The sequence below is a fragment of the Lichenibacterium minor genome (assembly GCF_004137685.1).
Classification (GTDB): domain Bacteria; phylum Pseudomonadota; class Alphaproteobacteria; order Rhizobiales; family Beijerinckiaceae; genus Lichenihabitans; species Lichenihabitans minor.
In genome coordinates this window covers 233,541-246,362 of the sequence record NZ_QYBB01000002.1, presented here as the reverse complement: position 1 = coordinate 246,362, position 12,822 = coordinate 233,541, and the positions used below count along the sequence as shown (strand labels likewise).

Annotated in this window: 11 protein-coding genes; 3 read left to right on the top strand and 8 right to left on the bottom strand. The window is 73.9% G+C overall.

Annotated elements, in window-relative coordinates; genetic code table 11:
* The first annotated feature begins 31 nt into the window (after window positions 1-31).
* Both D3273_RS03250 and D3273_RS03245 read left to right on the top strand, forming a co-directional pair.
* Complete coding sequence (locus D3273_RS03250; protein ID WP_129223447.1) at window positions 32-1,207, top strand: pyridoxal phosphate-dependent aminotransferase; 1,176 nt, start codon at window positions 32-34, stop codon at window positions 1,205-1,207.
* Window positions 1,208-1,358: 151 nt separating this feature from the next.
* Window positions 1,359-3,680 carry a rhomboid family intramembrane serine protease gene (locus D3273_RS03245; protein ID WP_129223445.1) on the top strand — a complete coding sequence of 774 codons (2,322 nt, stop codon included), beginning with the start codon at window positions 1,359-1,361 and terminating at the stop codon, window positions 3,678-3,680.
* Window positions 3,681-3,708: 28 nt separating this feature from the next.
* On the opposite strand, the gene D3273_RS03240 is transcribed toward D3273_RS03245, so the two are convergent.
* Both D3273_RS03240 and rnhB read right to left on the bottom strand, forming a co-directional pair.
* A complete protein-coding gene (locus D3273_RS03240; RefSeq protein WP_129223443.1) occupies window positions 3,709-4,884 on the bottom strand; it encodes a site-specific DNA-methyltransferase in 1,176 nt (391 codons plus the stop codon).
* 195 nt (window positions 4,885-5,079) lie between these two features.
* On the bottom strand, window positions 5,080-5,709 hold the full coding sequence (gene rnhB, locus D3273_RS29010) for a ribonuclease HII (protein ID WP_245500974.1): 630 nt from the start codon (window positions 5,707-5,709) through the stop codon (window positions 5,080-5,082).
* Between the two features lie 63 nt (window positions 5,710-5,772).
* Between rnhB and D3273_RS29005 the strand changes: the two genes are divergently transcribed.
* Window positions 5,773-6,378 carry a hypothetical protein gene (locus tag D3273_RS29005; protein ID WP_245500979.1) on the top strand — a complete coding sequence of 202 codons (606 nt, stop codon included), beginning with the start codon at window positions 5,773-5,775 and terminating at the stop codon, window positions 6,376-6,378.
* Window positions 6,379-6,529: 151 nt separating this feature from the next.
* Here the strand turns inward: D3273_RS29005 and D3273_RS03225 are convergent, their stop codons facing one another.
* From D3273_RS03225 to selA, 6 genes are all read right to left on the bottom strand, one after another.
* Entirely contained in the window at window positions 6,530-6,802 is a 273-nt protein-coding gene (locus D3273_RS03225; protein WP_165359360.1) for a DUF1127 domain-containing protein, read from the bottom strand.
* 206 nt (window positions 6,803-7,008) lie between these two features.
* Window positions 7,009-7,710, bottom strand: a complete 702-nt coding sequence (locus tag D3273_RS03220) for an SDR family NAD(P)-dependent oxidoreductase (protein WP_129223436.1) — start codon at window positions 7,708-7,710, stop codon at window positions 7,009-7,011.
* A gap of 63 nt (window positions 7,711-7,773) precedes the next feature.
* Window positions 7,774-8,412 (bottom strand): hypothetical protein, encoded by a 639-nt coding sequence (locus tag D3273_RS03215; RefSeq protein WP_129223434.1) that lies wholly within the window; start codon window positions 8,410-8,412, stop codon window positions 7,774-7,776.
* 285 nt (window positions 8,413-8,697) lie between these two features.
* Window positions 8,698-10,623: a selenocysteine-specific translation elongation factor gene (gene selB / locus D3273_RS03210; protein WP_129223432.1), complete on the bottom strand. Its 1,926-nt coding sequence runs from the start codon at window positions 10,621-10,623 to the stop codon at window positions 8,698-8,700.
* Window positions 10,620-11,417: a tetratricopeptide repeat protein gene (locus D3273_RS03205; RefSeq protein WP_129223431.1), complete on the bottom strand. Its 798-nt coding sequence runs from the start codon at window positions 11,415-11,417 to the stop codon at window positions 10,620-10,622. The genes selB and D3273_RS03205 overlap by 4 nt, the downstream gene beginning before the upstream one ends.
* On the bottom strand, window positions 11,404-12,819 hold the full coding sequence (gene selA / locus D3273_RS03200; RefSeq protein ID WP_207210657.1) for an L-seryl-tRNA(Sec) selenium transferase: 1,416 nt from the start codon (window positions 12,817-12,819) through the stop codon (window positions 11,404-11,406). Before selA ends, D3273_RS03205 begins: the two co-directional genes overlap by 14 nt.
* Between the last annotated feature and the right edge of the window lie 3 nt (window positions 12,820-12,822).

The following is a 12,822-nucleotide window of genomic DNA, read 5'->3' as shown; positions in this document are numbered from 1 at the left end:
GCTCCCGTCCCGTCCGAAAGGTTCTCCGCCGATGCGCTTCTCCTCGCTCGTGGACCGCCTCGACGCGCCGGGCGGGGCCGCCTGGCACATCCACGGCGAGGCCCGGCTGGCCCAGGCGCGGGGCGAGGACGTGATCCTGCTCAGCGTCGGCGACCCCGATTTCGACACGCCCGCCCCCATCGTCGAGCGCGCCGTGGAGGCGCTCAGGGCCGGCGACACGCATTACACCTACATCCCCGGCCGCCCGGCGCTGCGCGCCGCCATCGCGGGCGTGCAGTCGCGCCGCACCGGCGCCCCGACGGCCCCCGAGAACGTCATGACGGTGTCGGGCGCGCAGAACGGCCTCTTCGCCGTGATGCTGTCGCTGCTCGATCCCGGCGACGAGGTGCTGGTGATCGAGCCCATCTACGCCACCTACGAGGCCACCGTGGCGGCGGCGGGCGCGACCGTGGTCCGCGTGTCCGCCTCGCCGGACGACGGGTTCCGCCCGGCCGTCGGCGCGCTCGAAGGCGCCGTGACGCCGCGCACGCGCGCCATCCTGATGGCCAACCCCAACAACCCGACCGGCGTGGTGATGACGGAAGCGGAGCTCGCCGCCGTGGCCGCGGTGGCGCGCCGGCACGACCTGTGGGTGGTGGCCGACGAGGTCTACGAGAGCCTGGTGTTCGAAGGCGCCCACCGCTCCATCCGCGCGCTGCCCGGGATGGCGGAGCGCACGGCGACGATCGGCAGCCTGTCCAAGTCCCACGCCATGACGGGCTGGCGCACCGGCTGGGTGGTGGGCCCCGAGGATCTGGTGGGCCACCTCGACCGGCTCGGGCTCAACATGCTCTACGGCCAGCCCGGCTTCATCCAGGAGGCCGCGATCGTGGCCCTGGCCGACTACGACGCCACCACGGAGGTGATGCGCGAGGCCTATCGGGCGCGGGTCGACACCGTGGCGGAGGGGCTCGCGGGCCTGCCCGGGATCGCGATGCTGCGCCCGGCCTCGGGCATGTTCGCGCTCATCGACGTCCGCGGCACGGGGATGAGCTCGACGGACTTCGCCTGGGGGCTGTTCCGCGCCACGGGCGTTTCGCTGGTCGACGCCGCGGCCTTCGGCCCTGCGACGGCCGGCTTCGTGCGCCTGGCGATGGCGGCGCCGGCGGAGCGGCTGGCGGACGCGTGCCGCCGCATCGCGCGGCACGCCCGCTCGCTCGCCGGGTGAGACGCGCTCGGAACGCTCGGCGGCGGCCGCGTCTCACCCGGCGAGCGAGCGGCGGCATCGGACGGTAGAACACGCGATGGCGGTTTCTACCCGCGCGGCAAGCCTGTAGGGTCTGACCGGGGAGGCGGGGCGCTTTCCGCGGGGGGCACCCATGGTCGAACGGGCGGGCTTCTGGCGCCGCGGCGTCGCGGCGGCGACGGATCTGATCCTGGCTCAGATGGCGCTGCAGGCGCTCGTGGCCCTGCTGTTCGCCGCGAGCGGCGGCCATCTGACGACCGGCATCACGTTCTATTCGTCCTGCCGGCCGGCCCAGGCCGCTCCCGCCGGCGTGACGGTTCCCTCGGGTTTCGCCGTCACGAGCCAGAGCCTGTGCACGTCCCGCTTCTTCGCTCCGACCCGGGCCGTCTACGTGGCCTGGCACGAGGAGAAGGCAGGCGCCGTCACAACCACCACGACCTTCGCGGCGCCGACCTCGCCCGACGGGAGCACCGCGATGCGCGTGCTCGGGCTCGACGCCCTCTTCTACCCCCTCTTCGTTCTCTTGCGCTGGGCTTCCGATCGGTTCGCGGGCGGAAGCCCCGGCCGGCGCCTCGCCCGCATCGCCGTCGCGGATCTCGGCGGAACCGCCGAAGGCATGGCCTTCGCGCGCCTGCTCGCCCGGCGCTATGCCCGGTTTGCCTGGATCTACGTCCCCGGTGCGCTGGTGGTGCTCGTCGGCGCGGTCGTCGAAGCGGGATCGGGCACGGCGTCCCCGACGCTGGCGGCCCTCGCCTGGGTGGCGCAGAACGCGCTCGTCGGCGCAGCGCAATTGACCGCCGCGATGGCCATCTGGCGCCATGCCGATACGTTCTACGACGCGCCTTGCGGGACCGTCGTGGCGACGCGGCTGGAGATCGCCCGCGCCCGCGACATGGCGCCGGACGCGGCCTCCCCGACCGGGCCCGGGCCGCTCCTGGACCTCGCCAATGCTCTCTGGCTCGCCCGTCAGCGGCTCCCTTGGGTCACCCTGGCTCTGGCAGGCGTGATGATCGTCGTGTTCGCCGGCGAGGTCCTGTTCCCCTGGGCGCCCGCGACGCCCGCCGGGCTCTCGGTCGAGACCCTGATGGCCTGGGGCGGCGTGGACCGGGAACTGGCGATCCTGCTCGGACAACCGTATCGCCTGCTCGCCGCGATCTTTCTGCATGCCAGTGCCGCGCACCTCGTCGTCAATCTCGCGGCCTTGCTGGTGGCCGGCTTCCTCATCGAGAGGGGGATCGGGCCGCTCCTGTTCGGGGCTGTGTTCCTCCTGGGCGGGCTCGCCGGATCGCTGGCCTCCGTCACCTTCAATCCACCCGAGATGATCTCGGTCGGTGCTTCGGGAGCGATCCTGGCGCTCTTCGCCGCCGCCCTTCCGCTCGGCACGGCGCTGCCGCGTGGAAACCAGCGCCGCTGGCTCTGGGCCTGGGCGCTCACCGTCTGCATCCCGGCGGTCACGCCGGGGGTGACGCTTCCGGGCCTGTTCGTCGTGGATCGCGCCGATCACGCCGGCGGGGAGGTCGGCGGCCTGCTGCTCGGCATCATCGTCGGGCTGGCGTGGCGGAACGGCTTGGCGCTTCGCCCGTCCAGGAAAGCCGGCCTTGCCGCTGCGGCGGGTCTGGCGGGCCTCGTCGGCATCACGGTCCTGGTGGGCGGCCTCCGGGCGCCGACACAATCCGCTCGCCTGGTGCCGGCCGGGGAGGCGCCCGCCGATGACGCCGGCTGGGAGCGCCAAGCCTCGCAACTGCTCGCGCGTTACCCGGACGATCCGCGCGTGCGCTACGGTCTGGCTCTGCAGGAGGCCGGTTCGGGGCTGGCGGCGCAGGCCACCGCGGATCTGGACGCGGCCATCACGGGACAACGCAAGCTGTCGCCCGTGCATGCCGGCGATTTCCGATTCTCCGCGCATGCGGGCCTAGGCGCCAACTTCTTCGACGCGGGCGACCTCGACGACGCCATCGCCCAATTCACCGCCGCGCTGGATGAGCGCCCTCGCGCCGAACTCTACCGGCAGCGCGGCATCTCGGAGCTGTATCGCGGACGGGGGGCCGAGGCCGTCTCGGATCTCCGGCAAGCGCTGACGATCGACCCGAAAGAAGCCTACGCGATTCTTTGGCTTTCGATCGCGGCTGAACGCACGGGATTGGCAGATCCGATCGCCGCGACGGCGCAGGAAGCCGATCTCCAGAAATGGCCAGGGCAGCTTGTCCGATACTTCGACACAAAGGCGAGCATCGACAGGGTCAGAGCTGCGGCCGGGTTGCTTGATCTGGCATCGGATCAACACCGAGTCTGCGAAACACAGTTCTACGAGGCCGAGATGCGCATCATGCACCGCGAGTTCGACGCTGCGCGCCCCCTGTTCGAGAGAACGCTCGCGACCTGCCCCAAGACCTTCATCGAATACCGCGCCGCCCTGGAGGAGCTCGCCGGGCATGGCGGGCTGCCGCCCGGGTGACCGCCTTCCACGCTTCCGACGCCGCGCGTCACCCCCCGTCGCGCATCCCCGCCCGCGCCCGCTCGCGCAGCACGTCGATGGGCTTCAGCTCGCCGGCTTCCTCGACGTGCCAGTAGGTCCAGCCGTTGCAGGACGGCAGGCCCTGCACCAGCGCGCCGACCTTGTGGATCGAGCCCGCGATGTTGCTGACCTGGATCAGCCCGTCGGCCCGCACGCTGGCCTTGACGCGGCGGCGGCTGTCGAAGAGCGCCTGGCCGGGCGCCACGGCGCCGGATTCGAGCAGGGTGGCGAAGGCGAGGCGCGGCTCGGAACGCTTGGTCGCCAGCACGTCGAGCGTGTCGACGCCGGCCGGCACCACGGCGGCGATGCGGGCCGCCGCCGCCTTGGCGTAGCCGGGGTCACGCTCGATGCCGACGCAGGTGCGGCCGTAGCGGCGGGCCACCGCGCCCGTGGTGCCCGAGCCGAAGAAGGGGTCGAGCACCACGTCGCCGGGCTTGGACGCGCTGAGGATGACCCGCGTCAGCAGCGCTTCGGGCTTCTGCGTCGGGTGGAGCTTGTCGCCGTTGGCGTCCTTCAAGCGCTCGCCGCCCGAACAGATCGGCATGTACCAGTCCGACCGCATCTGGGTGTCGTCGTTGGCGCCCTTCAGCGCCTCGTAGTTGAAGGTGTAGCCCTTGGCGTCGGGGTCGCGCGACGCCCAGATCATCGTCTCGTGGGCGTTGGTGAAGCGGCGTCCGCGGAAGTTCGGCATCGGGTTGGCCTTCAGCCACACGACGTCGTTGAGGATCCAGAAGCCGAGGTCCTGCAGCGTCGAGCCGACGCGGAAGATGTTGTGGTAGGAGCCGATCACGAACAGCGTCGCGTTGGGCTTCATCACCCGGCGCACGCCCTGCAGCCAAGCCCGCGTGAAGCGGTCGTAGTCGGCGAAGGACGCGAACTTGTCCCAATCGTCGTCGACGGCGTCGACGGCGCTCTGGTCGGGCCGCGTCAGCGGGTTCGTGAGCTGGAGGTTGTAGGGCGGATCGGCGAAGACGAGGTCGACGCTTTCGGCCGGCAGCGACGCCAGGGCGTCGAGGCAGTCCGACAGGATGATCCTGTCCGTGAGAGCGGGGGAAACGGCCCTGAGGCGAGCCGTCGAAGCTCCAGCACGCGATACCTTAGACTGGAGCTTCGAAGCGGCCGAACCGGCCTGTGCTTGAGACATGTGACACACACCGGAAAACGCTACTCACAGGCAGGATATTGCTGCGCTTAACCTTAAGGAGGAGTTTCCGACGCGGCCCGACACGCGTCCCTTTTCGCGACGGCCCGGCGCTCGATGGCGTCGCCGCCCGGCGCGGGGCGGCGCGAAACCCGTTTCACCCGAGACGGTCGGGCGGCTCGCGCCTGCGCCCCGCCGTCACGTCGCGCTCCGGTCGGGGCCGATCGAGCGCGCCACGGAGCCGAAGCTGAGCCGGTGGCAGGGCGACGGCCCGTGCCGCAGGATCGCCGCACGATGCGCCGCCGTGGGGTAGCCCTTGTGGATCCGGAACCCATAGGCGGGATGGGCCAGGTCGAGCCGCGCCATCAGCCGGTCGCGCGTCACCTTGGCGACGATCGACGCCGCGGCGATCGACAGCGACAGGGCGTCGCCCTTCACCAGGGCGCGGGCCGGGCAGGGGAGGCCCGGCGGCACGTCGCGCCCGTCGATCAGCAGGTGGTCGGGGGCGAGTCCCAGGCCCCTCACGGCCCGGCGCATGGCCGCGAAGGTGGCCTGACGGATGTTCAGCGCATCGATCTCGGCCGCCGGCGCGAGCCCGATGCCGACCGCCAGCGCGGACCGGAGGATGGCGTCGCATAGCGCTTCGCGCCGGTCCGCCGTCAGGGCCTTGGAATCGTCGATGCCGGGCGGCACCGCGGCGGGATCCAGGATCACGGCGGCGGCCGAAACCGGCCCGGCGAGCGGCCCGCGCCCGGCCTCGTCGACCCCGGCGACGCGGGGGAAACCTTCGGCGCGCAGCGCGCGCTCCCATTGGTCGTGCGGCGGCAGTGTGGCACCCTCGTTTCGGCCGTCGGCCGGGACCCGGGCGGCGCTTCGGATCGTTGGACTAGCATGGACAAAGGGGCCGGCACGATGGACCAGACTGCAGCGCGGATCGAGGCGGAGCGCCCCGTGTCCGAGCGCCCGATGACGGAGCGCCCCATGCCGGCGACCCTGAGGGACGCCGCGGTCGGCCCCGACCCCGCCATCGTCGACCCCGCAGAGCACAACGTCGTCTTCACCAGCCTCGTGACGGGGGACAGCGACATCGTCGGGCTCGTCGCCTACTCGATCTACAAGCAGAACAAATACGATTGGCTGGAAGCCTACAGCCGCCTCCAGGGCCGCATGCCCGAGGCCGCCGAGGTGCATTCCTACCTGCTCGGCGAAAGCACGGCGCGCCGCCTCGCCACCTACCGCCACCTCGCCCAGGCGGTGCTCGACGGCCGCGGCCCGGACGTGCCGGGTGCCGTCCCGGGGCCGCCGCAGCGCGCCCCCGAAACCGTCCGGGTCGCCCAGGCCCCCCCGCCGCGCATCGGCATCGCGCAGGGGCGTTCCAATTTCCAGTTGAGCTCGCGCGCCATCGTGGGGCTCTGCATCGCCCTCATCGTGCTTCTGGTGATGTTCTGGCTGATGCGGAGCGGCGCCCCCCTGCCGCCGCAGACGCCCGCGCGGTGACGGGCGACGGCCCGCCTCGGGCGGCGCTCGGGGGCAGCCGGTTGACATAATCCGTCACGCTCATCCCCGCGCTGTCGTCGAACGGGCAGCGGGGGCTCGCAGGGGCGAAAGGCGCGAACCGGACGGGCAGCGGACTGATCGCGCCATCGCGTCACCGCCAGTCGCACCCCCGCAGCATCCGGTGGGCGTCGAGGTCGGCGGAGCGCGTCCGCTCGTGCGGGGGCGCGATGTCGTCGCGCGTGAGTCCGATGTCGCGGAGCTGGTCGTCGCTGAGGGCCGACAGGGGCTGTCCGCGCGAAACGAACATCGCCCGCAGCGCCATCAGCGGCAGGGTGATCAGCGCGCCGCGCAGGACGACGGGGAGGATCGCGAAAGCCGTCCGCCCCGTGGCCGCACCGTCGGCCCCGTGTCTCGCCTGTTCCATGGATACCCGCCCACCATCCCGCGTCGCCTCATTGGCGGCGCGAAACATGGACGGCGGGCGGCCGGACATCCAACGCAGAGGTGTGATGTTCGGGATGAGGGGCCGCGATGGAACGGCCGGCCGGATCCGCCGGCGGCGGCCCGTGGGGTCGAGCCATCCGCTTCCGAGATGGCGGACGATCGCGATTCCCGGGCGATGGGGTCCGCCTAGAAACTCTCGACCCAGGGCCGGAGCTCGACCTCCAGCGACCACGCGCTGCGCGGCTGGCGCAGCAGCGACAGGTAGGTCTGCGCGACCGCGTCGGGGTCGAGCATCGAATCGGGCCGGTCGGCCGGCTCGGGGCGGGACGCGCTCCTCACGGCGCCGTCGATCACCACATGGGCCACGTGGATGCCCTTCGGCCCGAGCTCGCGCGCGGCGCTCTGGGCGAGGCCCCGCAGCGCGAACTTGCCCATCGCGAATGGCGCCGACAGCGGGTAGCCCTTCACGCTGGCCGAGGCGCCGGTGAACAGCACCGCGCCACGCCCCTTGGGCACCATGCGCCGCGCCGCCTGCTGCACGGCGAGGAACTCGCCGAAGGCCGACACCGCGATGGCGCTGCGGACGTCCTCCGGGTCGAGGTCGAGGATCGAGCCCCGTGCCCGCAGGCTCGGATTGTAGACCACGACGTCGGGAGCCCCGATGGCGCCGTCCACCTCGGCGAAGAGCCGCTCCATTCCCGCCGGATCGGCGGCGTCGACCGCGAAGGCGGCTCCCCCGACCTCGCCGGCGAGAGCGGCGAGCTTTCCCGGGTCGCGGGCGGCCAGAGCCACCGCCAGCCCCGCGCCCGCGAAGGCGCGCGCCACGGAAGCGCTGATGCCACCGCCCGCCCCGATGACGAGAGCCGACGCATAGGGGACATCTGCCATGGGGACATACTCCGGGAACGGCACCGGCGGCGCGGCTGCACCGCCGGCGTCAGCGGGGCTTGGTCAGTGGGTCTGGGTGTTGGCCTTGTCCATCAGCTGCGAGATGGCGTCCACGCAGCCCTTGATGGGCTCGTCGTCCGGGCACTTCACGTTGACGTCGAGGTTGGGGGTGTGGATGTGCAGGTGCGCGCCCTTGGCTTCCGGCGGACGGGGCGGGGGACCGCGGCGGGGCGGCGGCGGGGGCGGCGCGCCGTCCTCGGCCATGTCGCCCATGGCGTCCTCGCCGTCCGGCAGGCCGGCCTGGCCCATCATGGGTCGGCCCGGGCCCGGCTGGCCCATGCGCATCGGACCCTGGCCGCCGCGCCCGAAGTCGAGGTGCTGCGGGTTCGGGTCGCCGGGGCGCACGAGGTAGAAGCCGTTCGGCGTTTCCACGATCATGCCTTCGGGCGGGCCGCTCGGCGCGGGCACGGCGGGCTGGCCGTTCTGTGCGCTCTGCTGGCCCGGCGCGGCCGGCGGCGTCGGCGCGTTCGCCGGGGGCATACCCGGCTGTGGCGCGGCCGGAGCGGGCGCCGGGCCGGCGGCGGGCTGCTTCAGCGCCGGCGGCGGTGAGGGCGGGGCGGGCGGCGTCTGCGCCCCGGCGGCGCTGGCCATCGCGACGCCCCCGAGCAGGCCCAAGGCCAGCCCCAGCGTGATGCTTCTCATGGTCGGTCTCCGTGTGGCCCGTCCGCCCCGCCCGATCCGGCGGTGGCGCGGGGCGCGCCCCCGGGACCGACGCGCGGCGGGCCGTCGCAGTTCCGTCGCACCGGCACCGTTTCCCGTCGCGCGACCCGGCCGCGCTCAGGGCCCTTGGGTGTATCGGACCTGTGCCTCGCTCCCTTTCAAGCCCGCGGCGGTCGCCGCCACCAGGCCCAAAGCGCGCCGATCGCGAGGCAGAGGGCGACGCCGACGATGAACTGCGTGTTGGTCAATTGTCCCCGGGCTCCGGCGTCAGGGCGCGCCGAACAGGTCGGCGCGGTGCGGGTTCAGGCGGCGGAGGTCGCCGCGGCGCATGGTGAGGCCGTGGCGGTCGAAGAATTCCAGGATCTGGATCGCCACCTTGCGGCCGTTCTCCACCCGGTCGCGGAACTGCGCGGCGGTGAACTCGCCGGTTCCGGCAGAACCGGACAGGTCCGCCACGATCGCCGCCATCTCGGACACGGTGGCGCGGGTGAAGAAATGGTCGTGCGCCACCTGGTCGATCCGCCCCGAGCGGCCGACGAGCTTGCACACGCGGCGCACCTCCGTTTCGGCGGCGCCGAGCAGGCCCGCCACGTCGCGCACCCGCGGCGGGCGGAACCGCTCCTCGTGCTTGGCGACCAGGGGCGCGATGCGGGCCCACAGCGCCTCGTCGGCGGGGCTGAGGCGCGCCACATGGTCCGGCAGCCGGACCCAGGACCCCTCGGTGGCGACGCGCCCGGCCTCGACCAGCCGCGCCAGCGCCGCCACGTAGACGGGGCGCGGCAGCCGCGGCTCGAGCTGCAGCCGCAGCCGTTCCGAGCCGAGCCCCTGCAGGTCAGGATTTTCGGCGTGGAAGGCCGCGAGCGCTTCCGCCAGCGCCGCCGCATAGGCGTCCCACCGCGCGGCCGACAGGGCCGTGACGCCGTCGCCGACCCTCAGGGCCACGAGGCCGAGGTGTCGCGCCAGGGCGTCGGGGGCGTCCGCGGCGAGCGCGCGGTCGCGGCAGAAGCCGGTGAGGTCCACCGTGAAGGGGGCGAGGTCGAGCAGCCGCGCGACGGCGCGCTCCGGCGCGGGCTCGGACAGGGCGTCGAGCTGGGCCAACCGCTCGGGTGTGCGGCGCTTGCGGGCGGGGGGCCTGAGGTCGAGCAGCGTGCCGCCGCCGAGCGTGCGCCGCGCCGACGTGTCCCGCAGCACGAAACGGTCGCCGGCCGCCGCCGCGATCGGGTGCTCCAGCACGAGCTGGGCGAAGCCCTCCGCCCCCGGCGCGATGCCGTCGGCCGCCAGGGGCACGAGGCGCGCCGCGACGTCGGACGCGCCGTGGTGCAGCCGCACGGGCAGCCAGGTCGTGGTCGGCTTGGGCTCGCCGGGCAGCACGCGCAGGCGCACGTCGATGCGGTCGGTGGGCGCGTGCAGCGAGGGGTCGAGCGCCACGTCGCCGCGCCGCACGGCGGCGCGCTCGACGCCGGCGAGGTTCAGGGCACAGCGCTGGCCCGCGAGGCCGCGCTCGGCGGCGTGGTTCTGGGCGTGGAGGGAGCGCACGCGGGCGGCGGTGCCGGACGGGCTCAGCGTCACGCGGTCGCCGACCGCGACGCTCCCCGACAGCACCGTGCCGGTGACGACCGTGCCGGCGCCCGCGAGCACGAAGGAGCGGTCGACGGCGAGGCGGAAGCGCCCGGCGCCGTCGCGCCCGGCCCGGGCCGCGCGTTCGGCGTCCAGCGCCGCCTTCAGCGCTTCCACGTTCTCGCCCGTGACGGTCGACACCGGCAGCACGGGGGCGTCGGCCAGCGCCGTGCCGGCGAGAACGCCGCGGATCTCCGCTTCCACGGCGGCGCGGCGCTCCGCGTCGGCGAGGTCGGCCTTGCTCATCACCACGAGGGCGCGGCGCAGCCCCAGGAGGTCCGCGATGGCGAGGTGCTCGCGCGTTTGCGGCATCACGCCGTCGTCGGCCGCCACGATCAGCAGGAGGAGGTCAATCCCGGTCGCGCCCGCCACCATGGTGCCGACGAAGCGCTCGTGGCCCGGCACGTCGACGAAGCCCAGCGCGTCGCCGTCGCCGGTCGGCAGGTAGGCGAAGCCGAGGTCGATGGTGATGCCGCGCTTCTTCTCCTCCGGCAGCCGGTCGGTGTCGGTGCCCGTGAGGGCGCGGACCAGCGCCGTCTTGCCGTGGTCGACGTGGCCGGCCGTGCCGACGATCAAGCCGCCACTCCCGGCCTGCCCCCGGGCAGGGGCGCGGCGGCACGGCGCTCGGCTTCCGCCATGCCGTCCGCGTCGACGGCCCCCCGGGCGGTCGGCAGGTAGGCGGGCGCCTTCAGGCTGCCGCCGTTCTGCGCGCGGAGGAGCCAGGCCAGCGCGTCCACCGGGTCGCGCGGCACGCCGATGCCGACCAGCAACGCCGCGCCGAGGAAGGATTGCGCGTCGGCGTCCCCGCGCGCGGCCGCGCGGCGCCACCAGGACACCGCCTTCTCGGGGTCGCGCGGCGTCCCGGTGGCGTCGTTGTGGATGCAGCCGAGCCGCGTCATGGCGGACGCGACGCCGGCGGCGGCGGCCCGCTCCGCCCATTGCCGCGCGCCGACGAGGTCCTGGTCGAGCCCCACGCCTTCCAGCATCATGTAGCTCAGCATGTCCTGCGACGGGGCGTCGCCGTTCTCCGCGCCGAGCCGGTAGCGCCACGCCGCTTCCGCGTCGTCCTGCTCCACGCCTTCCCCGCGGAAATACAGGGACGCGAGGTTGCGCTGGGCCACCGGGTCGCGCGCTTCGGCGGCGAGGCCGATCCAGCGGTGGGCCAGCGCGGGGTCGCGCTCCACGCCGAGCCCTTCGGCGAAGCAGGCGCCGATGTTGTTGCGCGCGCGGGCGTGCCCCTTGCGGGCCAGCGGCTCCCAGACCGCGAGGGCCCCGGCATAGTCACCCGCGGCGGCGAGCGCCCCGGCGCGGTCCATCGCGGCGGCGGTGTCTTCGGCTTTGCGCCCGAGCAGGCGGTCAAGGAACGGCATGGAGGGTCCGCGAAAGATCCTGCAGGGTGGCGATGAAGCCGGGCTCGTCTTCGAGGCAGCGCAGGTCGAGCACGAGCGCGCCCTCGCTGACGCGGCCGACGACGGGGCGGGGCAGGGCGCGCAGCGCGGCGGCGAGGCGGCCGAGCGCGTCGTCTCCGCCGCGGTCGGCGGGGCGGATGAACAGGCCGGCGCTGGCGATCGTGTCGACCGGCAGGGCGCCCGAGCCGATCTGCGAGCGGCAGGCGCCGACCGACACCGCGTAGCCGGGCAGCGCCGCGGCGGCGGGGCCGAGCATGCGCTCCGCGAGGGCGGCGATGTCGGCCGCGGGGCGGGCCAGCAGGCGCAGCGTCGGCAGGGTGGCGTCGAGGCGGTCGGGGTCGCGGTAAAGCTTCAGCGTGGCTTCGAGGGCGGCGAGCCGCAGCTTGTCGACGCGCAGCGCCCGCTTCATCGGGTTGCGGTTGACGCGGGCGATCGCCGCGCTGGTGCCGACGACGAAGCCCACCTGCGGGCCGCCGAGCAGCTTGTCGCCCGAGAAGGTGACGAGGTCGGCGCCGTCCGCCACGGCTTCGCGCACCGTGGGCTCGTGCCGGAGCCCCCAGCGCGACAGGTCCACCAGCGTGCCGGAGCCGAGGTCGTTGCAGAAGGTGACGCCCGCCGCGCGGGCGAGGCCGGTGAGCTCCGGTGCCCCGACCTCGGCGGTGTAGCCCTCGATGCGGTAGTTGGAGGTGTGGACCTTCATGACGAGGCCCGTGTCCGGGCCGAACCCGTCCACGTAGTCGCGCGGGTGGGTGCGGTTGGTGGTGCCGACCTCGCGTAAGGTGGCGCCGGCCTGGGTCATCAGCTCGGGGATGCGGAACGAGCCGCCGATCTCCACGAGCTCGCCGCGCGACACCACGGCTTCGCGGTTGCAGGCGAAGGTGTTGATGACCAGCAGCACCGCGGCGGCGTTGTTGTTCACCACCGTGCCGTCCTCGGCGCCGGTCACCTCGCGCAGCAGCGCGCGGACGTGGTCGTCGCGCTCGCCGCGCCGGCCGGTGTCGAGGTCGTATTCCAGCGCCACGGGGCTGGCCATGGCGTCGACGGCCGCGCCGATCGCGGCTTCGGGCAGGATGGCCCGGCCGAGGTTGGTGTGCAGCACCGTCCCGGTGAGGTTGAACAGCGGGCGCAGCGCCGAGCGCCCCCGCGCGGCGAGCCGGCGGCCGGCCTCGGCCGACACGGCTTCGCGCGAAACGTCCGCCTCGGCGCCCGCGCGCAGCGACGTGCGGAGGTCGCCCACCGCGGCGCGGACCGCTTCGGCCACCTCGGCGCGCCCGAAGCGCTCCACCAGGGCGGCACCGTCGGCGTGGCGCATCACGTCGTCGACCCCGGGCAGGTCGCGCAGGCGGAGGTTCGGCGCCGGCACGCC